Here is a 21,638-nt window from a genome sequence, read left to right on the forward strand (position 1 = left end):
CTATGGCTGACTAGCGGATGTCGTCGGTGGTGTCAGCTTATCCAGTGGCCAGCGGGGGGTTGCTTGCATCATTCCTTGGATATCATGCTCGCCTGCCGCCAGCCGCTGAGCACCGACGTAGGCAATCATGGCGCCATTGTCAGTACAGAATCGTCCACGTGGATAGTAGGCGCGCGCCTGGCGTTTTTCACACTCGGCTTGAAGCCGTTCACGCAGCCGCTGATTAGCACTCACACCGCCCGCCACTACTAGGCGCTTAAGGCCCGTTTGATCCAGCGCGCGGCGGCATTTAATGACCAGCGTATCAACAACGGCTTCTTCAAAGGCCCGGGCTACGTCGGCGCGCGCTTGATCATCGAGCTCGCTGGCGTCGTTTAACTGGCGAATGGCCGTCATGGTATGCGTTTTTAAGCCTGAAAAACTGAAGTCTAGCCCTGGGCGATCCGTCATTGGGCGCGGAAAGCGAAAGCGTTTGGGATTGCCCTTTTCCGCTAACTTGGCTACCTCGGGACCGCCAGGGTAGGTGAGGCCAAGCATTTTGGCCGCTTTGTCAAAGGCTTCACCGGCCGCATCATCTACTGACTCGCCAAGCAGTTGATAGCAACCTAGCCCCTGCACTTCGACCAGCTGGGTATGGCCGCCAGATACCAAGAGAGCGACGAATGGAAACTTGGGCGGGTGCTCCTCCAGCATCGGTGCCAGCAGGTGCCCCTCCATATGATGCACGCCAAGCACCGGAATATTTAAGGCGCGCGCCATGCCGTGAGCCGTGCTGGCACCGACCATCAGTGCGCCGACAAGGCCCGGGCCTGCGGTATAGGTGATACCGTCCAAATCATTGCGCGTCAGTTTGGCATCGCTCAGCACTTGCTCAATCAGCGGCAGCAGTTTGCGCGTGTGGTCTCTCGACGCGAGTTCGGGCACGACGCCACCAAACTCAGCGTGCATGGCGATCTGGCTATACAGCGCATCGGCGAGCAGCCCCTGGCCACCTGTTTTCGACGTGTCATATAGTGCGACGCCAGTTTCGTCGCAGGACGTTTCAATGCCCAGTACGCGCATAAAAAGGGACTCTTTGTCGGTATGAAGGTAAAAAATGATGAGAGCGCTAGTTTAGCATTGTCGCTGCGGACGGGCGTAAGCATTTGCAAAGATAGCCAGCGGCGACTAGACTACTGTGCGCTGTAAAACTGGGTCGTGCACTGTGTTCTTGATTGCGATGTAAATCGCTATTTTCGCTGTGTACGTACTATCCGAACTCAAAATTTTAAGGTAGGTGAGTGCTTAATGCCTTCTGTAAAAGTACGTGATAACGAGCCGTTTGACGTCGCCCTGCGTCGCTTCAAGCGTTCTTGCGAAAAAGCTGGCGTTCTTTCTGAAGTACGTCGTCGCGAGCAATATGAGAAGCCGACTGCTGAGCGTAAACGTAAAGCGGCAGCTGCCGTGAAGCGTCACGCTAAGAAAGTCCAGCGTGAAACTAAGCGTTTCGAACGGCTCTATTGATCCGTACCCGAGGGGGCCGGAGCAGTTAGCTGGTCGTCTCAAGAGGGATGCCAAGCGGCCGCCACTAGGTGGCCGTTTGTTTTTCGGCATATTTAATGCCGTTCAAGTCCAACGCTGTTTAAGGTGATCTGGCAGTGGGTCTGATGACCCTAAGCAGTGTCTTAAAAGCTCTGTCTGAAATGCTCTGTCTCTAATGTCAGCGAATCAGCGCGATGCGCGAGGATGCCCGTAGTTCATGGCAGGCCAAATTCCACAGCGTTTTATTGATGACCTGTTAGGCCGCGTCGATGTGGTCGAGGTGGTCGGTGAGCGTGTGCAGCTTAAAAAGGCCGGCCGTAACTATTCTGGGCTCTGTCCCTTCCATCAAGAGAAAACGCCATCATTTACGGTCAGTGCGGATAAGCAGTTTTATCACTGCTTTGGCTGCGGAGCCAATGGTAATGCACTACGCTTCTTGATGGAGTACGACAAGTTACCGTTTCCCGAGGCCATAGAGCAGCTAGCGGGGCGTTTGGGTATTGAGGTGCCCCGCGAGGGGGCTGATGATCCGCATGCTCAGCAGCGTGAAAAAAAGCGTAAAGAGGGCGTTAACCTGCTTGAACTCGCCGCGAGTTTTTATCGCGAGCGATTGAAAATGCAGGAAGGTAAGTCGGCCCAGCGTTACTTGTTGGATCGTGGGCTCTCGGACGATGTAATCAAGACTTATGGTATTGGCTATGCCCCGGCGGGATGGGAGGCGCTCAAGCAGCACCTCAGCGAGCGTGGAATTGGTGAGCCTGTTCAGGTGGAATACGGCCTGCTGATTCATCGTGAAGATACTGGGCGTACCTACGATCGTTTCCGCGACCGGGTGATGTTCCCGATTAGGGATTTGCGCGGGCGAACCATTGCTTTCGGCGGCAGGGTCATGGGCGATGATCAGCCCAAGTACCTCAACTCGCCTGAAACGCCGGTGTTCCATAAAGGCCGCGAGCTGTACGGTTTGTTTGAGGCGCGTCAGGCATCGAACAAGCTCGAGCAGCTGGTGATCGTCGAGGGCTACATGGACGTGGTGGCGCTGGCGCAGTACGACATCCATAACGCCGTGGCAACGTTGGGCACTGCTACCACCGAAGATCATTTGACTCGCCTGTTTCGGCTGGTGAGCCGCGTGGTGTTTTGTTTCGATGGTGATCGCGCCGGCCGCCAGGCAGCTAGCCGGGCGTTGGAAACGGCGCTGCCGCAAATGCTCGATGGCCGTGAAGCGCGCTTTTTGTTTTTGCCAGAAGGTGATGACCCGGACTCGTTAGTACGTCGCGAAGGCACGCAGGCATTCCAAGATCGCGTGACCTGTGCCATGCCGCTGTCGGAGTTTTTGTTCGAACAGGCGGCTCAGGGGCGTGACTTAAATACGGTCGAAGGGCGCGAGCGATTTGCCAGTCAAGTGCTGGAAGCATTGAACAAAGTGCCCGAAGGGATGCTCAAATCGTTACTGCTTGAGTCGTTGGCCCAGCGCAGCGGGTTGGCCCAAGAGCAGCTGAAAGTGTTGCTCGAAAAGCGCGCTCAAGCGGCCCAGCAGCATGCGTTGCAGAAAGCACCGCCTGTTGATCCGTCGGAAGCCGAATCAGTGTCATCAGCTGTGCCGAATGTTTCACATGCTGCGCCTGATCGATCATCGCGCTCACGCTCTCAGGCGCTTTCGCCCGTGGGGCGTGTGGTGCAGCTGTTGCTGCACGAGCCTAGTTTGGTAGGCGCGTTACCGGATCATTTGGATTGGCTGCCTGACGACGATGATGATGCGCCGCTATGCCAAGAGCTGATTACGCTGCTCAAGGCGGGGCGCTATCGCAGTCCGCAGGTGGTATTGGCACATTTTCAGGGTAGTCAGCAGGGGCAGGCGTTGGCTGCCTTCGCTAAGCGAGATTTGTTAATCGCAAAAGCGGATCGAGAGGCCGAGCTGAATGGCTTGGTAGAGCACTTGCAGTACGTTCATCGCCAGCGTTCTCCGCAGGAGGAGTACGAGGCGTTGCTGGCGCAGGAGCGCGCCGGGCAAAAGCTAGATAAGGAGCAGCGCCAGCGTTTGGCAAGCTTGATAATGGAGCTTGCGCAGCGCCAATAAGGCGGTGTTTTAAGCGATAGGGGTTGAATTCTTACCGTTTCAGCACCAGATATGAGGTCAGCCACTTAGCGCTGGCCTAACCAAACAACCTAACACACCTGAATGGTTGCGCAAATACGTTTTGCTGGAAAAAAACCGGCTATTTACGCTATACTACGTCGCTTGTTGAGTTTAATCGATTCAGCGCTCCAGGTGTTTCATTCTTCTTCGTCGAGATAGGGTTTCTATGGCTGGAAATGCGCAGCAGCAGACACGTCTGAAGGAGTTGATCGCACGCGGCAAGGAACAGGGTTACCTGACCTATGCCGAGGTCAACGACCATCTACCCGAGGATATTGCCGACCCGGATCAAGTGGAAGAAATCATTGGCATGATCAACGACATGGGTATAAGTGTCGCTGAAGAAGCGCCTGATGAAGACACCTTGATGATGTCGGATCATTCCGCGGACGAGTCCGCTGCGGAAGAAGCCGTAGCCGCGCTCGCCGCGGTGGATAGCGACGTGGGCCGCACCACTGACCCAGTGCGCATGTATATGCGCGAGATGGGTACGGTTGAGCTTTTGACCCGCGAGGGCGAAATTGCAATCGCCAAGCGGATCGAAGAGGGTACCCGTGAAGTGATGTCGTCCCTGGCATATTTGCCGGGTGCCGTCGCCTCTATTCTGAATGCCTACGATGCTACCCAGGATGAAGAAGCGCCTGGGCGACTTTCGGACCTGTTTTCTGGCTTCATCGACCCTGATGAAGGTATTCCTGGCGTTGCCGAAGCCGAAGTGCCTGAGCCTGAGCCCGAGCCCGAAATTGAAGAGGGTGCCGAAGGCGAGGATGAGGACGACGATTCTACGGCCAGCGAAGGCGGTCCGGACCCTGAAGAAGCGCGTGCGCGTTTTGAGCAGATCCGTGAGCAGAATGCCCTCGTTGAAGCCGCTTTTACTAAGCATGGCCGCGGTAGCGCCGAGCTGAAATCAGAGCAGACGCGTTTGGCAGTACTGTTTTCACCGATCAAGCTGGTACCTAAGCACTTTGAGCGCCTAGTGGGCCAAGTGCGTATCAGCGTTGAGCAGGTGCGCGCCCAAGAAAAAGCGGTGATGCAGCTGTGTGTGAAAAAAGCCAAGGTGCCGCGTAAAACGTTTATCAAGTCGTTTCCTGGTAACGAGTCGCGTAAGGCGTGGCTAGATGACTTTCAGGCAGCGCAGAGCAAGTACGCTGATCGCCTTGAGCCACTGCGCGCCGATATTGCACGTGCTCAGCGCAAAATCGCCTTTGAAGAGGACATGGTGCAACTTTCCGTTGCCGACCTTAAAGAGGTGAACCGCAAGCTCTCTATTGGTGAGGCAAAAGCTCGTCGCGCTAAGAAAGAGATGGTTGAGGCCAACCTGCGCTTGGTGATCTCGATTGCTAAGAAGTATACCAACCGTGGTTTGCAGTTCTTGGATTTGATCCAAGAAGGCAATATCGGCTTGATGAAAGCGGTCGATAAGTTCGAATATCGCCGCGGTTATAAGTTCTCGACCTACGCCACGTGGTGGATTCGTCAGGCGATTACTCGTTCAATTGCCGACCAGGCACGCACTATTCGTATTCCGGTGCATATGATTGAAACGATTAACAAGCTTAATCGCGTGTCGCGTCAGATGCTGCAGGAAATGGGCCGTGAACCGACGCCGGAAGAGCTTGGCGAACGCTTAGAAATGCCGGAAGAGAAGGTGCGCAAGGTCCTGAAAATCGCTAAAGAGCCGATCTCCATGGAGACGCCGATTGGTGACGATGATGACTCGCATCTGGGCGACTTTATCGAAGACGGCACTATGCTGCTGCCTATCGATATGGCAACCGGTGAAGGCTTGATCGAAGCGACCCGCAACGTGCTAGGTGGCTTGACCGCCCGCGAAGCAAAAGTGCTGCGCATGCGTTTTGGTATTGATATGAATACCGATCATACGCTTGAAGAGGTTGGCAAACAGTTTGATGTAACGCGTGAGCGAATTCGTCAGATTGAGGCCAAGGCGCTGCGCAAGCTGCGCCATCCTAGCCGCTCTGAGCCGCTGCGTTCATTCCTCGATGAGTGAAGGTCAATAAGCGCTAAGTAGCCGTTAAGATAAAAAAGCCCGGCGTTCAATGAACGCCGGGCTTTTTGCGTTCTATCGTCTAAGCGCTTACAGCGTGTAATAGGTGGCTGAGCCGGGGCCAACGGGCAGGCCTAACAAGAACACCCAGACAAAGAACAGCAGACTCCAGCCAATCAGCATAAAGAGCGTATAGGGCAGCATGATGGCGATCAGTGTTCCGATACCTGAGTCTTTACGATAGCGTGCCGCAAATGGCTTTTTGCATGACGAGATTTGAAAAATGAAACGCCGCCTTGGAAAGCCCAAGGCGGCGTTTAGAAGCCTAGGAAGGAAGCTGTTAGTTGGACACGTGGCGCGCTTTATAAATGCGGCGAGCAAGCAGAAGTAGCTCAAGCGTGGCAAATAAAATTAAGCTGTAACCTAGCAGCTCCACTACTTCTTCTGCTATGTCTTTGATGTCACGAAGATAATTATCTTCGAGTACGGCGCGCCAAAAAATTTGCCGCCCATAGAGGCGTGAAAAAACGTAAGTGGTGAGTAACCCAGCGGCAAACAGCCCGAAGGAAAACGTGTTGCTGTAGTAAATGAACTCTTCCATAAAGCGGCGGCGTTGAATGACCACCCACGCAATAGCAGGGATGGCGATGAGCGATACCAGAACTTTCCACGCATCGTGTCCAACGTATTTATCAAAAAAATAATCTTGCTCGCGCACCAGCGAAGCCGCAATAAATGCGAACAAAAGCAGCGTCACCGTTGGCCATACTTTTAGCACCTGGCGTACGTAAAGCAACATCAGGCAGCAGGCCACCAGAATAATCGTTTGCGTAAACTCGGTGAATCCCAGCTCGGTAAAACGCACCGACGGTAGATATATGGCTTCTAGATAAGCGCCTTGAGCGATGGCGCCAATAAACAACACATAAAGGGTCGCACGTAGCAGGGTCGTACGAAAACAGATGGGCAAAGCGGGAAGGGAAGACATACGACATCCTTATCTAGAAGAAGCGCCTTTGCAAAACAAACATGCATAGTTGAATGTTCATTATATCGTCACACTTATTTGCTTGCACGTCGGTATTGCGGTTAATCACTCGACGTTTTGTGGTTTGCCCTGCACAGTACCTCACAGGTAAGCAATAACACCCTTGCGAGGCGTATCAGCTATGGCTATCAGTGTATTTGATCTTTTCCGAATTGGTATTGGTCCTTCAAGCTCACATACCGTAGGCCCTATGCGTGCAGCGCGAGATTTTGCCTTAACACTGAGTAAACAAACCGTCGTGACTCGGCTCGCTGTTAGGCTGCACGGATCGTTGGCTGCTACCGGAATAGGCCATGGTACAGATCGCGCCGTTATTATGGGGTTGATGGGAGAAGTGCCTGAAAGCATTGATCCTGACAGCATTGATGTGCGGCTTAACGCTATCGATGAAGGGGCCCTTCTGATACTTGCGAACGGGCAGCAGGTCACTTTCTCGCGCGCCGATGATGTGCAATGGGATGAGGCCTGCCTGCCATTTCATCCTAACGCCATGGTCTTAAGCGCTTACTGCGATGACGCGCTGGTAGCGACTAATACGTTTTATTCCCTAGGCGGCGGCTTTTATGTCGATCAGGCGAAAGCGGATCAAGGTGAGGTCGGCGAAGACAGCACAGCGCTGACTTATCCTTTTAATACGGCCGCTGAGTTGCTTGGCCTGTGTCAGCAGCACCAGCTGCGCATTAGCCAGCTAATGCTCGCGAACGAAAAAGCCTGGCGTAGCGAAGCGGCTATTCGTGAGGAGCTGCTCAGTATTTGGCATGCTATGAGTGACAGCATCGAGAATGGCTTGCGTGCGACAGGGCATTTGCCGGGTGGCCTAAATGTGCGCCGGCGTGCGCAGCTACTGCATCAGCAGTTGCTGCATCCGCCTGAAAACCAGCGTCTGATTGTATCGAGCTTTACGGTGATGGATTGGGTCAACGTCTTTGCGCTGGCGGTGAACGAAGAGAACGCTGCCGGGCGGCGTATGGTCACCGCGCCCACCAACGGTGCGGCAGGCATTGTACCCGCTGTGTTGGCGTACTATTTGAAATTTGAGCCCGAGGCCAGTGAGGCTGACGTAGTGGACTTCCTGCTCACCGCCGGCGCCGTGGGTATTTTGTGCAAAAAGAACGCCTCAATTTCCGGTGCTGAGGTTGGCTGCCAAGGCGAAGTAGGCTCAGCCTGCACCATGGCCGCTGCCGGGCTTGCTGAAGTGCTGGGTGGCTCCCCTGGGCAGGTGGAAAATGCCGCAGAGATCGGCTTGGAGCATAATCTTGGCTTAACCTGCGACCCGGTGGGTGGGTTGGTGCAAGTGCCCTGCATTGAGCGCAATGCGATAGCGTCCGTCAAGGCGATCAACGCTGCGCGTATGGCGATGCACGGCGATGGTGAGCACTTTATATCGCTCGATAAAGTGATCCGCACGATGCGCGATACGGGCCGTGATATGCAGGACAAATATAAAGAAACGTCTAAAGGCGGGCTCGCGGTTAACGCGATTGAGTGTTAAATAGCTGCATGGCGTTGCAGCGTAGTGTCGATATTGGCCACCAGATAATCAACCATTTGGCGGATCTTCGGCGATAGGTGACGATGGCGGGGATACACCGCCCATACCGCGGTATCGTGGTGTTGAAAAGGCTCAAGCACCGCTATCAGTTCGCCGCTGGCAAGGTAAGGTGTAACGTAATAGTCGGGTAGCTGGGCAAGCCCCAGTCCCTTGCGGGCAGCATCAAGTAGGGCGGGGCCGGAGTTGCCTGTCCAGCAGCCTTCTATGCGCACTTCGCGGCGCTGGCCGTTCATATCAAATAGCCAGTTAGGCCGCGAGCCAATCAGACAGCGGTGCTGACTTAGCTCCCCCAGTGTGTGAGGGCGAGGTGCTTGGCGAAAATATCCCTTAGAGCCGACGATATATTCGCGCCGGTCGCACAGGCGCCTAGCGATCAAGCTAGAGTCCTTTAATACCCCCATCCGAATCGCAATATCGTACCCCTCATCAATTAGCTCGACCGGGCGGTTAGTAAAGTGCATGTGAATGTCGAGCTGTGGATGTAGGCGTTGAAAATCATTGACGAGTGGGGCGATAAAGCGCTCGCCGAAGGTAGTGGCTGAGGTGAGTTTAAGTAGCCCGTTAGGCGTGGCCTGGAGTTCGCTAATCGCTTGCTCGGCATCGCGTAGCCCATCAAACAGATGACGACAGTGGTCAACGTAGATAGCCCCCGCATCGGTCAAGCGAATTTGCCGCGTGGTGCGATACAGTAGCTGTACGCCCAGCTGGTTTTCTAGCTGGCTGACTAAGCGGCTGATGTGTGAGGTCGACACGTTTAGATACCGAGCAGCGGCAGAAAATGTGCCCAATCGCACTACTTCCACAAATGCTTCGATGCGATTCCAGTGCTGCATGCTATTTCCTTGCCGTAACGACGATTGTTGCTGTGTGGCAATAATCTTATGAGTATATCCCGGTTTATCAAGACCTCCCAGCTGATCTACACTGCAATCACACCAATTACGTCAAGCAGGCGGGCTTTGTCTGCTGTTGGCGATGCATTAGGAGTTAGTCAATGAAGTCACGCGCAGCTGTTGCATTGGAAGCGGGCAAGCCGCTTGAGCTGGTTGAAATTGATGTACAAGGCCCGAAAGCGGGCGAAGTACTGGTGAAAATGGCTGCGACAAGCGTTTGCCACACCGATGCTTACACGCTTTCGGGTGCTGATCCGGAAGGTAATTTCCCCGCCGTGCTTGGCCACGAAGGTGCCGGCGTGGTTCAAGAAGTTGGCGAGGGCGTTACGAGCCTTAAGCCGGGCGATCATGTTATTCCGCTTTACACCGCCGAGTGCGGCAAGTGTAAATTCTGTTTGTCGGGTAAAACTAACCTGTGTGGCAGCGTACGCGCCACCCAAGGTAAAGGCGTAATGCCTGACGGCACCTCGCGTTTTTCGCTAGATGGCAAGATGCTTCATCACTACATGGGCACCTCCACCTTTAGTGAATACACGGTGTTACCCGAGGTCTCTCTGGCGGTGGTATCTAAAGAAGCCCCCATGGATAAAATCTGCCTGCTGGGCTGTGGTGTGACTACTGGCATCGGTGCGGTACTGAATACCGCCAAGGTAGAACCGGGCGCTACGGTGGCGGTCTTTGGCTTGGGTGCTATCGGTTTAGCCGTTATTCAAGGTGCGGTGATGGCTAAAGCCGGGCGTATCATTGCTATTGACGTTAACGCTGACAAGTTTGAGCTGGCCAAGCAGTTTGGCGCCACCGACTGTGTGAATCCTAAAGATTACGCCGATTCTATTCAGCAGGTGATTGTCGATTTGACCGACGGTGGGGTCGACTACTCCTTTGAGTGTATCGGCAACGTCAATGTGATGCGTTCAGCGCTTGAATGCTGCCATAAAGGATGGGGTGAATCGATTGTGATTGGTGTTGCTGGGGCCGGTGAAGAGATCTCCACACGGCCGTTCCAGCTGGTGACGGGGCGTGTCTGGAAAGGTTCTGCCTTTGGTGGCGTTAAAGGTCGTAGTGAGCTGCCCGGTTATGTTGAGCGCTATATGAACGGCGAGATCAATATCGACGACTTTATTACCCACGATATGCCGTTCGAGAAAATCAACGAAGCATTTGATTTACTGCATGCGGGTAAGAGCATTCGTACCGTGTTGCATTACTGAGTATCATTACTGACACTATCGCTAGCATGTCTAAAACGCGGTGGGGGAGACCTCCCGCGTTTGCTGCATTTAGAGGAACCTGCCCATGAGCATGAGTGAAACTTTAGAACTGGTGTCCGCCAACCGTAGTTTCGGTGGCTGGCATAAGCGCTACCGCCACTACTCCCGCGCGCTGGACTGCGACATGATTTTTGCGGTTTACCTACCGCCTCAGGCCGAAAATGATCGTGTGCCTATGCTTTGGTGGCTCTCTGGGCTGACGTGCAATGATGAAAATTTCATGCAGAAGTCGGGCGCTCATCGCGTGGCAGCCGAATTAGGTATTGCTATTGTTTGCCCCGATACCAGCCCACGAGGCACTGATTTGCCCGGCGAACATGAAAGCTACGATTTAGGTTCAGGAGCGGGCTTTTACGTGAATGCAACCGAAGCGCCGTGGAAGCCTCACTATCGTATGTACGATTATTTAGTGGAAGAGCTGCCTTCTGTTGTACGCCAACATTTTCCGGTCAACGGGCGCGAATCGATTAGCGGCCATTCTATGGGTGGGCACGGGGCGCTAATTCTTGCGTTACGTCATCCTGGGCGCTTCCGTTCAGTCTCGGCGTTTTCTCCGATCGTTAATCCGATGAACTGCCCGTGGGGCCAGCAAGCGTTTACCGCCTATTTGGGCGAGGATCAGTCACGCTGGCGTCAGTATGATGCTTGCGAACTTGTGGCTAATGGCGCATCGCGCCAGCGTCTGTTTATCGACCAAGGTGAAGCGGATCAATTCCTGGAAGAGCAGCTGCAGCCAGAGCGTTTAGAGGCCGTTTGCGAGGAGCACGATCATCCTCTAACGCTGCGCCGTCAACCTGGCTATGATCACAGCTACTTCTTCATTGCCTCGTTTATTGAGGACCATCTGCGCTATCATGCAGACCACCTCATGAAGCGTTAAGGATACCTGGATGCTCAATCGCTCGCTGCGTCGTTTCATGCGTCTGCTATGGCGTTTTGTATGGCGCGGCCTGCTAGCGTTTGCGCTCTTATCAGTGGCGATTGTGCTGCTTTTTAGCGTGGTTCCCCCGCCGGGATCAATGGTCATGGTCGAACGCAAAGTGCAGAGTTGGATTAACAGCGAGCCAATTCGCATACAGCGGCAGTGGCGCAGCTGGGGTTCGCTTTCTGCGAATGCCAAGCTGGCCGTTATTGCCGCAGAAGATCAGCGTTTCCCTCATCACGGTGGGTTTGATTTAGTGGAGCTGCGGCGGGCATTGCAGGCTAGCCAAGACGGTGGGCGGCTGCGTGGCGCTAGTACGCTTAGCCAACAAACGGCCAAGAATGTTTTTCTATGGACGGGACGAAGCTGGGCGCGAAAAGGCTTAGAGGCGTGGTTTACGCTGCTGATTGAAACGCTATGGAGCAAGCAGCGTATTCTGGAGGTATATCTTAACGTGGCCGAATGGGATAGCGGTGTGTTTGGCTTAGAGGCGGCTTCTCAGCATTATTTTGGCGTTTCTGGCAACAGCCTTACTGAGCGCCAAGCAAGCCTGCTTGCCGCTATTTTACCCAGTCCTCGTACGCGTAGCGCTGCCCGCCCAGACGCCCAGGTTGAACGGCGCAGCCAGTGGATACGCCAGCAAATGCGTAATTTAGGTGGCCCAGGCTATCTAAATAATCTGTAAATGTTTTGCCGCTATGCCGTCTTGTCTCTGGGCTTTCGAACTACCATGACCACACCGACCAAAGCAATCAGCATGCCTCCCAGCCCTAGCAGTGGGAGGCGTTCGTCAAATAGCCACCACGCTTGAAGCGCCGTGACCGGTGGCACCAGGTAAAAAAGGCTCGCTACCCGCGAGGCTTCGCCCTTTTTTATCAATGCCATGAGCAGCAAAATAGCGGCGACTGAGAGAATCAGCACCAGCCATCCAAGCGTCAGTGCAAAGGTGATGGTCCATTCAACCTCGCGTGTTTCAAACAACAGTGCTCCACATCCCAGCAAAACCCCTGCTGCCAAATATTGAATAACAGCTCCTGACAGCAGCGGCATACTGGTGCAGTAGCGTTTTTGATACAGCGTGCCCACTGAAATACCTATTAAAGCGGTCGTCACACACAGCAGCGCGTTTATGCCGAAGCCATCGAAAAGCGATTCGCCAATCTCAAGCTTACTGCCCAGTACAAAGACGATGCCGATTAACCCCAGCATTAACCCTAGCCATTGGCGTCGAGTAAGCCGTTCGCCTAAGAGCGGCCCCGCAAACGCTGCGGTCAGTAGCGGCTGAAGGCCGACAAGAAGAGCCGCAAGGCCCGCAGGCATGCCTAGACTAATGCCATAAAAAACGCCGCCTAAATAGGCCCCGTGGACCAAGCAACCGGCTATCGCGATATGCACCCATAGCATCGGTGATGATGGCCAGGAAATACGCATCGCCACGACGAGGGGCGTTAGCAGCAACAGCGTTAGGACAAAACGAATAAACAAAAACGTAAAAGGTTCTGCATAGGGAAGGCCGAATTTCGCACCAATGAAGCCAGTACTCCATAGCAGCACAAAAAGAATAGGCATTGCCGCAAGCCCTAACGAGGTTCGGTATTTTTTGTGCAAGCTATTGAAATTAATCACTATAGTTTTCCTGAAAAGAAGGGCGTAAGCGCGCATCAGTTACTTATTGTTCTTTTTGTTACTAACTTTTACATCATAAATTGAACCTGCTTGGATACGGCGCGTCACAGTTGGCACATCCATAACGTGTGAATGAGGTTTCTTATTATGCAACGTATAACTGCTCTGTTCTCTGCTGCCCTACTTGCCACTGGTCTGATGACGGCTACTGCCCACGCCCAGCAAGAGCAAGATCCAGCGCAAGATCCGATGGCTACACAGCAAGCAGCGCCAGCCCAGGATTTCTCTGATGATCAGCTCCAGCAGTTTGCCGATGCTTCTCAAGAAATTGCGGTAGTTTCGCAAGAGTACACTCAGCGTCTGCAGGAAGCGGAAGATGAATCATCGCAGCAGGAAGTGCGCACTGAAGCCAACGACCGAATGATTGAAGTGGTCGAAGACAGCGGCCTAGATGTTGATACCTTCAACGCTATCGGTCAATCCATTCAGCAAGATCCAGAGATGATGCAGCGCGTTCAAGAAATGGCCGGTCAATCATAAGGTCGATGAGCAAGATCCGCTGACATTATTTGACTTGATTCGCAAAAATTAATGCCAGTGTGGCCTTTGCCACTTAAAGCCCGGTGCTCTCAGCACCGGGCTTTTTGCTGTTAACTGCTTTTATTATGCGCACAGGGTTTACGTCCAGGGGCCATCCCTACACAATTCACCTTAACTTTTGAACGTTACGCTCTAGGAGATTCCATGGACGTTGAGCTGTTAGAAATACGCCAGCATATGGGGCGGTTCCCGCCTTTCGACGGCCTATCGGATGATCTTCTTGATACCATTGCCGAGCAGGTGGAAGTCAGCTACTTCAAAAATGGCAGCGCTATTTTAGTGCTTAACGAGACGCTCAATGATTTGTGCTATATCCGTAGCGGCGCTGTAGAAGTTTACCGTAGCAAAGGAGAGTTACATAACCGCCTGGGTGAAGGCGATATTTTTGGTCACTTTAGCCTGCTGCGTAATCACAAGGTGCGTTTCCCCGCAGAGGCTATAGAAGATACGTTAATCTATTTTATTCCTGATGTAGTGTTCCAGCGGCTGTGTGAAGAAGACGATCATTTTGCCGACTTTGTAGAGCTTGAGCGACCACGGTTAGAAACGATCGCTGAGCAGCAAAAAAAATCCAACGATATGATGGTCACGCGGATACGCAAGCTGCTTACCCGGAATCCGGTAATGGTTGAAACCTCGACCAGCGTTCAGCTTGCCGCACAGCAGATGAGTGAAGCACAGGCCTCTGCGCTACTCGTCATCAAAGAGGGCATTGGTGATAACCCACGCTTCAGCTTTCAAGATAGCGAAGGTCGAACCTGGCAAATGTGTGGCATTCTGACCGATAGCGATTTTCGTACCCGCGTGGTGGCTGAAGGCCTACCGCCGCAAACGCCAGTAGGCGAGGTGATTTCCTCACGGCTCATCACCGTTCAATCCGACGTTTCTGTCAATGAAGCGATGCTGACGATGCTGCGTAATAACGTGCACCACTTGCCTGTGCTGTATCGTCAGCGCCCCGTAGGCGTCGTACATTTATCCGATATTATCCGCTATGAAACACACAGTGGCCTCTATTTGGTTAGCAATATCTTTAACCAATCAAGCGTGCAGGGGCTTGCCCGTTTAGCGTCGGATGTCAGGGCCTCGTTTGTGCGTATGGTGCAAGAGGGTGCTAACTCTCAGATGGTCGGTAGCGCACTCTCAACGGTTGGGCGTAGTTTTACAAGACGACTGTTGGAAATGGCTGAAGCCGAGCTTGGACCTCCGCCCGTGCCCTATTGCTTTATGGTCAATGGCTCTATGGCGCGCAATGAACAGAGCATTGTCACGGATCAGGATAATGCGCTGATCCTTTCAGATGAGTTTAACCCTGAGCAGCATGATGCATATTTTCTCGCTATGGCAAACATTGTCAGCGATGGCCTAGATGCCTGTGGCTATACCTATTGCAAAGGCGATGTTATGGCCACCAATACGCAATGGCGTCAGCCGCTAAGTGTTTGGAAACGTTACTTCCAAGATTGGATGGCTAATCCAACGCCGGAAAGACTGCTACATAGCTCGATTTTCTTCGATCTGGATAGCTGCTATGGCGAGGATCACTATGTGGAAGCACTGCAAGATCAGATTGCTCTGACGGCGCCCAAATCGCCTCTCTTCTTAGCGGCTATGGCGCGTAATGCGTTAAACCGCACGCCGCCGTTGGGATTTTTTCGCACCTTTGTGATGGAGCAAGACGGTAAGCACAATAACTCCATCAATCTTAAGCGGCGAGGCACGGCGCCGATGGTAGATTTGGTGCGGATACACGCCTTGGCCTGTGGTTCTAAGGCACAAAACTCGTTTCAGCGTTTGAATGACATCAGTCACACGCAGCTATTGGCGACCGGCATGAGCGAAAAGCTGAGCTACGCATTTGAGTTTTTATGCATGTCGCGAATACGCCATCAGATGATTGATCTTCAAGAGGATCGTCTGCCTGATAACAATATCGAGCCAGAAAATGTTGAAGATAGCGAACGTCACACGTTGAAGGATGCTTTCCAAGTGCTCAGTAACGCACAGAAGTTTTTAAAATTCCGCTATCCGATGCCCGCCCAGCGGCAGGGGCGCTAGGATGCATGGAATACGCCCACGCCAAAAAATAACGCAGGCCGACTGGGCAGGTTATATGGCTCAGCGGCTGGAGAAAGCACGTAATCCAGCCATTCAAAATTTTTTTGGTACGTTACTTCCAGATCCTGAAACGCCTATTTCGCAGGTGCCTATGGTGGCGCTGGATATGGAAACCACTGGGCTTGATGAGCGGCGGCACGCGATCGTAAGTGTCGGCATTGTGCCGTTTACGCTAGACCGTATAAAACTCGCCGAACGGCGCTATTGGGTCGTTAACCCTTCGCGCCCATTGGCAGAAGCGTCCATTGCCTATCATCATATTACCCACTCCGAAATTGCGCAGGCACCGGACTTAGAGGCAATACTCGACGAGCTATTGATGCAGCTAGCCGGGCGCTTAGTCGTGGTGCATTTTCGCAATATTGAGCGACCCTTCTTAGATGCGGCCGTTAATGCGCGGCGAGGGGAAGGGGTGCTGTTTCCAATGATTGATACGATGTCTCTGGAAGCTAGGCTACACCGTCAAACGCTATGGGCCCGTTTTCGTCGCTGGCTGGGCCGCCCACCGGTTTCGATACGCCTGAATGCTAGCCGTGAGCGCTATGGGCTGCCTGTTTATCAAGGGCACCATGCGCTGGTGGATGCCTTGGCGACGGCAGAGTTGCTGCAGGCACAGATTGCTACTCACTATCGACCGGAAACGCCATTGAAAGATCTATGGTGCTGAGCGCATAAGATTGAAAGGCTAGAAAGCAAAACGGGCAACCCAGAGGGTTGCCCGTTTGCATTGCAGCGATAGTACTTAAGACAGTTCTTAGACCGCTTTAGGTTCGCTCATTAATCCTTTGATGATGGCATAACACGCCACCAGCAGGATAATAGTGAACGGGAAGCCGGTAGATACTGCCATGGTTTGCAGAGCGGTTAAGCCACCGCCTAGCAGCAGAGCAATCGCAATAGCGCCCTCAATGATCGCCCAGAACACGCGCTGAGGCGTGGGTGCATCTACTTTGCCGCCCGCTGTGATTGAGTCAATCACAAGAGAGCCTGAGTCGGATGAGGTCACAAAGAAGATAATCACCAGCAAAATAGCGATGAAAGAGGTGATTTGCGACAGCGGCAGCTGCTCCAACATGATAAAGAGCTGTAGATCGACACCTGCATCCCGCACGGCCGTAATACCCTGGCTCACAAATTGGTCAATAGCCGTGCCGCCAAAGGTGGTCATCCAGAGTACCGATACCAGCGAAGGTATTAGCAGCACTGAAATCAAAAACTCACGCACTGTACGGCCGCGTGATACCCGCGCGATAAACATGCCGACGTAAGGGGACCAGGAAATCCACCATGCCCAGTAGAAGGCCGTCCAGCCTTGGCTGAAGTTAGCGTCTTCGCGGCCAAACGGGTTTGACAGCGCTGGTAAGTGAACCGCATAGCTCCACAGGTTCTCAAAGAAGCCAGTTAAAATCAGCAGCGTCGGGCCGACAGCGATGACGAAGACAAGCAGCAGCGCCGCCATGGCGATGTTGATCTTGGAGAGCAGCTGCACACCCTTGTCGACGCCCGCCACAATTGAGCCAATGGCGATAATCGTAATCCCGATAATCAGCAGGATCATCGTGACATCGCTTTCAGGCGCGCCGAACAGGTAGCTTAGGCCCGCGGCTGCTTGGCTAGCACCAAGGCCGAGCGAGGTAGCCAAACCAAACAGCGACGCAAATACCGCTAAAATATCGATGACATGACCTGGCCAGCCCCAAACGCGCTCACCCAAAATTGGGTAAAACACTGAGCGCATAGAAAGCGGCAGGCCCTTGTTAAAGGCGAACAGCGCTAGCGACAGTGCCACAATCGCGTAAATCGCCCAGGGGTGTAAGCCCCAGTGATAGATAGTCGCTGCCATGGCGAGCGATGCAGCGGCGGCAGGATCACCTTCGGCACCGCCTAATGGCGCCCAGTCACTGCCACTGAGTGAGGTGCCAAAATGTGTCAGCGGCTCATTGACGCCGAAGAACATCAGGCCAATGCCCATGCCTGCGGCAAACAGCATTGAGAACCAGCCCATGTAGGTGTAATCAGGCTTGGCATCAGCACCGCCAATACGGATTTTACCCAACGGTGAGAAAATCAGGCCAATACAGAGAATGACGAATATATTCGCCGCTGACATAAAGAACCACGCTAAATTACCGGTCAGAAAGCCGAAAATAGCGTCATAAATAGGCGCGATAGTGTCTTGTAGCGCCAGTGTTAGTACCACAAACAGCAGGACGACGATCGCCGAAATGCTGAACACCTTTCCATGTAGGTCAAGATTAAGACCCATGGTAGTGGTGGTAATGTTGTCCTGACCGATCACGTAATCCGTGTCGATTAGATTAGCCGCGCCATCTGGAGAGCGTATGCCCTCAGAGCTCGGCTCTTCAGGGGAGCGTTTATCGTCGTGGTTATCCACAGGAGCCTCTCTATGGCGATCAAAAAATAGGGTGTACAGAAACCAAAATGTGGTCGTCAACCAACATCGAATAGCGCATGGTTAGTCGCCCACAATAGCAAATCTGTTAGCAGAGCATTCAACGTATTATGCGTCGCCTTGCATAATAAATAGATTTACAACGACGGCAGAGGGCAAACGTCCTTTGCCGTCGTATCGACAAGCTTGTTTAGCTGTTTAGTCTTAGCTACCTAGCCACTGTTCGACTATGTCTTGGTTGTCTTCAATCCACTGTTTAGCATTTTCGTAAGGATCGCTTCCATCTTCCTGATTTAGCAGCATGACTTCGCCCATCTGCTCTGGTGTCCACTCGAAGGCATCGAGAATTGCATAGGCTTCGGGCATGTCGTCCTTCAGGCCTTGACGAACGACCGTGTGAATCTGCTCCGCACCACCGTAAACGTTTTTCGGATCATCTAGGTATTTAAGGTCAAAGCGCGCGAACATCCAGTGAGGGGTCCAGCCGGTGACAACGATATTTTCTTCGTTGTTGATGGCGCTAGAAAGTGCCGCTGTCATGGTGGCACCACTGCCACTACGCAGGTTCAGCCCAAGGTCATAGGTATCCACAACCTTTTCGGACAGCGCCATCAAGCCTGCACCGGGGTCAATACCGATGATCTCGCCATTAAAACTGTCGGCGTTATCGTTAAGATCAGCAATGGAGTCGATATCGGCGTACTCGGGCACGACGAGGCCCAGCTTAGTGCCGTCGAGATTAGCGCCTAGATCTTCAGTGCTGTCGCCTACGCGTTCCATGTATTCAGCGTGGGTGGTCGGCAGCCAAGCGGCAACGATAGCGTCCGCGTCACCCGTAGAAAGCGCCTGGAACATGGCCGCTGCTGAGAGAGAGGTAAGGTCAACCTCATAGCCCGCTTGTTCAAGCACGGCGGCGATAACGTTGGTGGAAGCAACTTCAGATGACCACTCCACGTAGGCCAGGTTAATCGAGCCTTTGTCTTCTTCGGCTTGCGCCGCGCTGCTAACCGCGATACCGGTTCCGGCTAATAGCGCCAGCGAGGCCATACGGATGCGGAGGTTCAATGTGCGATATTTCATTCACGTTCTCCCTTGGGTATAGATTTATTAATGTGTCGTTCTACTGCTATTTGCACTATTGCCGTGTTTTCCTGAGCGACTGTGTTAAGCGATCAAGCAACATCGCCAGAATCACGACCGCAATACCTGCTTCAAAACCATCACCAGGGCGCAGACGCTGAATGGCCCGCCACACCTCGCTGCCTAGCCCATCTGCACCAATCATCGCGGCAATCACCACCATGGAAAGGGCGAGCATAATGGTCTGGTTAATACCTGCCATCACCGTCGGTAACGAGAGTGGCAGCTGTACTTTGAATAGTTTCTGGCTCCGCGTTGCGCCATAGGCGTCGGCGGCTTCAATCAGCTCTACCGGGACTTGGCGAATACCTAGCGTTGTAAAACGTATCGCTGGCGGCATTGAAAAAATAACGGTCGCGAAAATAGCCGATACCGAGCCAATGCCGAAAAATGGAATCGCGGGAATCAAATACACGAAAGCCGGCATGGTCTGCATAAAATCTAGCGTCGGCATGATGAACCGATAAAGACGGTCCGATAAGGCCGCTGTGATGCCCACCGGTAGCGCAATAATCACGGCAACGAAGGTAGCAAAGACGACCAGAGTGAGCGTCTCAATCATGGGGTTCCATAGCCCCAGATTCCAAATCAACGCTAGGCCAGCAATAGCGCCAATGGCTAAGCGAGGGCCGGCCAGTTTCCAGCATAAGAGCGCAATCAGCGCCAGCAGCGCCCATTCAGGCAGCCACATTAAGCTATCGTTTAAGACATCAATGCCGGTTTGAGTGAAGCGCGAGATGCCCCGGGTTACCGATGAGTATTCGCTGGTCAACCAGGTCAGGCCCGTTTCGATCCAATTACCAAGCGGAATGCGAGGGATATCCATTATTGCTCTCCTGCTCGTGCCAGTTCATCGAGTACCGCGCCTTTTACCACCACGCCCAGCAGCTGCTGTTGCTGGTCAGTAACGGCGATGGGGAAGCTTTTTTCACTGAACATGGCAAACAGGTTATGCAGCGGTTCGTCCATGGGAACTTTGCGGAAATCTTGGGTTAAGTAGGGGATGATGGAGCTGGCACCTTCGTCAATTGCGCGGCTAGCCGCATCAGCCTCTAATAAACCGAGCAAGCGACGGTCACGGTCGACAACATAGATAGAGTCGATGCTATGGTCACGCATACGGTGTAGCGCAGTGCGGGGGCCATCGCTATCGCGAGCAGTCGAGCGCAACGGTCGCATAGCACTTTCAGCGGTTAATATGCGTGCGCGATCAACGCCTTGGATAAAGCGCCGTACGTAGTCATCTGCCGGCTGGGTGAGGATCTCTTCGGGCGTGCCAATTTGCACGACTTCGCCATCTTTCAGCAGCACGATCCGGTCGCCAATGTTGAGCGCCTCATCGAGATCGTGAGTAATGAATACCGTGGTCTTTTGCATTTTAGACTGCAGCTGCAAAAGCTCTTGCTGCATGTCTTTACGAATCAGCGGGTCGAGTGCCGAGAAGGCTTCGTCCATCAATAGCACCGTCGCATCGTTGGCCAGCGCGCGCGCTAAGCCAACGCGCTGCTGCATGCCGCCAGAAAGCTGATTAGGATAAGCATTTTCCCAGCCTTCAAGGCCAACCTGCTTGAGCGAACGGTGGGCAATTTCATGCCGTTCTGCCTTCTCAACGCCGCGGATCTCTAGGCCAAATTCAGCATTCTGTTGAACGGTACGATGAGGAAAGAGCGCAAAGTTCTGAAACACCATTGAAAAGTGGCGGCGACGGCACTCTAAAAGCGCCTTTTCTTTTAAGGTTGGAATGTTCTCACCGTCGATGATGATCTCACCTTCGGTGGTTTCAATAAGACGGTTGAGACAGCGAATCAGCGTTGATTTGCCAGATCCTGACAGCCCCATGATGACTAGCAGCTCTCCTTCATAGACATCAAAGGAGATATTGGAAAGCCCGAGTGTCTGGCCTGTTTTTTCCAAAATCTCTGGGCGCTTCATGCCTTGGTTGCGAAGCTCAATGGCTTTTTGGGGATGCTTGCCAAAGACTTTACTTAAACCGCGCACTTGAATTTTGACGGGTCGTGTTTGATCCATCGACGATGCCTTTTTGTTGAGCAGAGTAGCCGTGCAGCGTCACTCCGTTTAGACCACATGAATGAGAGGGATCATTGCAATGGAGGCAGCGATACACGCTATTCATAAAAAAAATAAGAGATTCAGCTGAGTGATTTATTATTAATTATTATACATGGGCGGGCTCAATGTGTCACAACGGCCCGTTCAACGCGGCAACTAACGCCACATGTGTCATTTTTTACCCATTTAAATATGAGTGGTAAATAATATAAGCAATGTTTTTTATTTATTAAGGTATTGTTTTTAAAGCTATATTTTTTTTACAAAGATAAATGGCACGCGAAGTGTATGGAAGGCATATCAGTAATGTTTCAAG

Annotated in this window: 18 protein-coding genes and 1 pseudogene; 10 read left to right on the forward strand and 9 right to left on the reverse strand. The window is 53.0% G+C overall.

Going from position 1 to position 21,638, the window contains the following annotated elements; all coding sequences use genetic code 11:
• On the reverse strand, positions 1–1,062 hold the full coding sequence (tsaD, locus tag CIK78_RS06975) for a tRNA (adenosine(37)-N6)-threonylcarbamoyltransferase complex transferase subunit TsaD (protein WP_096278525.1): 1,062 nt from the start codon (positions 1,060–1,062) through the stop codon (positions 1–3).
• A gap of 225 nt (positions 1,063–1,287) precedes the next feature.
• On the opposite strand from tsaD, the gene rpsU reads away from it, so the two are divergent.
• The 3 genes from rpsU to rpoD all read left to right on the forward strand — a co-directional run bounded on the left by rpsU (position 1,288) and on the right by rpoD (position 5,672).
• Positions 1,288–1,503, forward strand: a complete 216-nt coding sequence (rpsU, locus tag CIK78_RS06980) for a 30S ribosomal protein S21 (protein WP_096278527.1) — start codon at positions 1,288–1,290, stop codon at positions 1,501–1,503.
• A gap of 235 nt (positions 1,504–1,738) precedes the next feature.
• The gene (dnaG, locus tag CIK78_RS06985; RefSeq protein WP_096278529.1) at positions 1,739–3,601 is read left to right on the forward strand and encodes a DNA primase; all 1,863 of its coding nucleotides are present in this window, start codon (positions 1,739–1,741) and stop codon (positions 3,599–3,601) included.
• A gap of 226 nt (positions 3,602–3,827) precedes the next feature.
• A complete protein-coding gene (gene rpoD / locus CIK78_RS06990; protein WP_096278531.1) occupies positions 3,828–5,672 on the forward strand; it encodes an RNA polymerase sigma factor RpoD in 1,845 nt (614 codons plus the stop codon).
• An 87-nt stretch (positions 5,673–5,759) separates the two neighbouring features.
• On the opposite strand, the pseudogene CIK78_RS06995 reads toward rpoD, so the two are convergent.
• Both CIK78_RS06995 and CIK78_RS07000 read right to left on the reverse strand, forming a co-directional pair.
• Positions 5,760–5,915 (reverse strand): annotated as a pseudogene (locus tag CIK78_RS06995) (AbgT family transporter); the annotation flags it as partial.
• Positions 5,916–6,009: 94 nt separating this feature from the next.
• Positions 6,010–6,657 carry a hypothetical protein gene (locus CIK78_RS07000; protein WP_096278533.1) on the reverse strand — a complete coding sequence of 216 codons (648 nt, stop codon included), beginning with the start codon at positions 6,655–6,657 and terminating at the stop codon, positions 6,010–6,012.
• Between the two features lie 181 nt (positions 6,658–6,838).
• Between CIK78_RS07000 and CIK78_RS07005 the strand changes: the two genes are divergently transcribed.
• Entirely contained in the window at positions 6,839–8,209 is a 1,371-nt protein-coding gene (locus tag CIK78_RS07005) for an L-serine ammonia-lyase (RefSeq protein ID WP_096278535.1), read from the forward strand.
• Here CIK78_RS07005 and CIK78_RS07010 read toward each other — a convergent pair.
• Positions 8,206–9,102 carry a LysR family transcriptional regulator gene (locus CIK78_RS07010; protein WP_096278537.1) on the reverse strand — a complete coding sequence of 299 codons (897 nt, stop codon included), beginning with the start codon at positions 9,100–9,102 and terminating at the stop codon, positions 8,206–8,208. The genes CIK78_RS07005 and CIK78_RS07010 overlap by 4 nt on opposite strands.
• Positions 9,103–9,263: 161 nt before the next feature.
• Here CIK78_RS07010 and CIK78_RS07015 point away from each other — a divergent pair, with 161 nt between their 5' ends.
• From CIK78_RS07015 to mtgA, 3 genes are all read left to right on the forward strand, one after another.
• Complete coding sequence (locus tag CIK78_RS07015; protein ID WP_096278539.1) at positions 9,264–10,373, forward strand: S-(hydroxymethyl)glutathione dehydrogenase/class III alcohol dehydrogenase; 1,110 nt, start codon at positions 9,264–9,266, stop codon at positions 10,371–10,373.
• Between the two features lie 85 nt (positions 10,374–10,458).
• Complete coding sequence (gene fghA, locus CIK78_RS07020; protein ID WP_096278541.1) at positions 10,459–11,313, forward strand: S-formylglutathione hydrolase; 855 nt, start codon at positions 10,459–10,461, stop codon at positions 11,311–11,313.
• Between the two features lie 10 nt (positions 11,314–11,323).
• Positions 11,324–12,040: a monofunctional biosynthetic peptidoglycan transglycosylase gene (gene mtgA, locus CIK78_RS07025; RefSeq protein ID WP_096278543.1), complete on the forward strand. Its 717-nt coding sequence runs from the start codon at positions 11,324–11,326 to the stop codon at positions 12,038–12,040.
• Between the two features lie 11 nt (positions 12,041–12,051).
• On the opposite strand, the gene CIK78_RS07030 is transcribed toward mtgA, so the two are convergent.
• Positions 12,052–12,924, reverse strand: a complete 873-nt coding sequence (locus CIK78_RS07030) for a DMT family transporter (protein WP_225734302.1) — start codon at positions 12,922–12,924, stop codon at positions 12,052–12,054.
• A gap of 204 nt (positions 12,925–13,128) precedes the next feature.
• Between CIK78_RS07030 and CIK78_RS07035 the strand changes: the two genes are divergently transcribed.
• The 3 genes from CIK78_RS07035 (at position 13,129) to CIK78_RS07045 (ending at position 16,366) form a co-directional block, all read left to right on the forward strand.
• Entirely contained in the window at positions 13,129–13,521 is a 393-nt protein-coding gene (locus CIK78_RS07035) for a DUF4168 domain-containing protein (RefSeq protein ID WP_096278547.1), read from the forward strand.
• Between the two features lie 204 nt (positions 13,522–13,725).
• Positions 13,726–15,639: a DUF294 nucleotidyltransferase-like domain-containing protein gene (locus CIK78_RS07040; RefSeq protein WP_096278549.1), complete on the forward strand. Its 1,914-nt coding sequence runs from the start codon at positions 13,726–13,728 to the stop codon at positions 15,637–15,639.
• Between the two features lies 1 nt (position 15,640).
• Positions 15,641–16,366, forward strand: a complete 726-nt coding sequence (locus CIK78_RS07045; protein WP_096278551.1) for a 3'-5' exonuclease — start codon at positions 15,641–15,643, stop codon at positions 16,364–16,366.
• A gap of 87 nt (positions 16,367–16,453) precedes the next feature.
• Here CIK78_RS07045 and CIK78_RS07050 read toward each other — a convergent pair whose 3' ends face one another.
• From CIK78_RS07050 to CIK78_RS07065, 4 genes are all read right to left on the reverse strand, one after another.
• Positions 16,454–18,094 (reverse strand): BCCT family transporter, encoded by a 1,641-nt coding sequence (locus CIK78_RS07050; protein ID WP_096278553.1) that lies wholly within the window; start codon positions 18,092–18,094, stop codon positions 16,454–16,456.
• 222 nt (positions 18,095–18,316) lie between these two features.
• Positions 18,317–19,192 carry a glycine betaine ABC transporter substrate-binding protein gene (locus CIK78_RS07055; protein ID WP_096278555.1) on the reverse strand — a complete coding sequence of 292 codons (876 nt, stop codon included), beginning with the start codon at positions 19,190–19,192 and terminating at the stop codon, positions 18,317–18,319.
• Between the two features lie 55 nt (positions 19,193–19,247).
• The gene (locus tag CIK78_RS07060) at positions 19,248–20,078 is read right to left on the reverse strand and encodes a proline/glycine betaine ABC transporter permease (protein WP_096278557.1); all 831 of its coding nucleotides are present in this window, start codon (positions 20,076–20,078) and stop codon (positions 19,248–19,250) included.
• On the reverse strand, positions 20,078–21,280 hold the full coding sequence (locus tag CIK78_RS07065) for a glycine betaine/L-proline ABC transporter ATP-binding protein (protein ID WP_096278559.1): 1,203 nt from the start codon (positions 21,278–21,280) through the stop codon (positions 20,078–20,080). The genes CIK78_RS07060 and CIK78_RS07065 overlap by 1 nt, the downstream gene beginning before the upstream one ends.
• Between the last annotated feature and the right edge of the window lie 358 nt (positions 21,281–21,638).

The organism is Halomonas sp. JB37, from assembly GCF_002332255.1.
GTDB classification, from domain to species: domain Bacteria; phylum Pseudomonadota; class Gammaproteobacteria; order Pseudomonadales; family Halomonadaceae; genus Vreelandella; species Vreelandella casei.

Excerpts from the sequence above, each read along its gene's own strand:
- CIK78_RS07035 (WP_096278547.1), top strand. The coding sequence starts at position 13,129 with ATGCAACGTATAACTGCTCTGTTCTCTGCTGCCCTACTTGCCACTGGT.
- fghA (WP_096278541.1), top strand. The coding sequence starts at position 10,459 with ATGAGCATGAGTGAAACTTTAGAACTGGTGTCCGCCAACCGTAGTTTC.
- CIK78_RS07010 (WP_096278537.1), bottom strand. The coding sequence starts at position 9,102 with ATGCAGCACTGGAATCGCATCGAAGCATTTGTGGAAGTAGTGCGATTG.
- CIK78_RS07030 (WP_225734302.1), bottom strand. The coding sequence starts at position 12,924 with ATGCCTATTCTTTTTGTGCTGCTATGGAGTACTGGCTTCATTGGTGCG.
- CIK78_RS07065 (WP_096278559.1), bottom strand. The coding sequence starts at position 21,280 with ATGGATCAAACACGACCCGTCAAAATTCAAGTGCGCGGTTTAAGTAAA.
- CIK78_RS07045 (WP_096278551.1), top strand. The coding sequence starts at position 15,641 with ATGCATGGAATACGCCCACGCCAAAAAATAACGCAGGCCGACTGGGCA.
- dnaG (WP_096278529.1), top strand. The coding sequence starts at position 1,739 with ATGGCAGGCCAAATTCCACAGCGTTTTATTGATGACCTGTTAGGCCGC.
- tsaD (WP_096278525.1), bottom strand. The coding sequence starts at position 1,062 with ATGCGCGTACTGGGCATTGAAACGTCCTGCGACGAAACTGGCGTCGCA.
- CIK78_RS07000 (WP_096278533.1), bottom strand. The coding sequence starts at position 6,657 with ATGTCTTCCCTTCCCGCTTTGCCCATCTGTTTTCGTACGACCCTGCTA.
- CIK78_RS07040 (WP_096278549.1), top strand. The coding sequence starts at position 13,726 with ATGGACGTTGAGCTGTTAGAAATACGCCAGCATATGGGGCGGTTCCCG.
- CIK78_RS07055 (WP_096278555.1), bottom strand. The coding sequence starts at position 19,192 with ATGAAATATCGCACATTGAACCTCCGCATCCGTATGGCCTCGCTGGCG.
- CIK78_RS07060 (WP_096278557.1), bottom strand. The coding sequence starts at position 20,078 with ATGGATATCCCTCGCATTCCGCTTGGTAATTGGATCGAAACGGGCCTG.
- mtgA (WP_096278543.1), top strand. The coding sequence starts at position 11,324 with ATGCTCAATCGCTCGCTGCGTCGTTTCATGCGTCTGCTATGGCGTTTT.
- rpsU (WP_096278527.1), top strand. The coding sequence starts at position 1,288 with ATGCCTTCTGTAAAAGTACGTGATAACGAGCCGTTTGACGTCGCCCTG.
- rpoD (WP_096278531.1), top strand. The coding sequence starts at position 3,828 with ATGGCTGGAAATGCGCAGCAGCAGACACGTCTGAAGGAGTTGATCGCA.
- CIK78_RS07015 (WP_096278539.1), top strand. The coding sequence starts at position 9,264 with ATGAAGTCACGCGCAGCTGTTGCATTGGAAGCGGGCAAGCCGCTTGAG.
- CIK78_RS07005 (WP_096278535.1), top strand. The coding sequence starts at position 6,839 with ATGGCTATCAGTGTATTTGATCTTTTCCGAATTGGTATTGGTCCTTCA.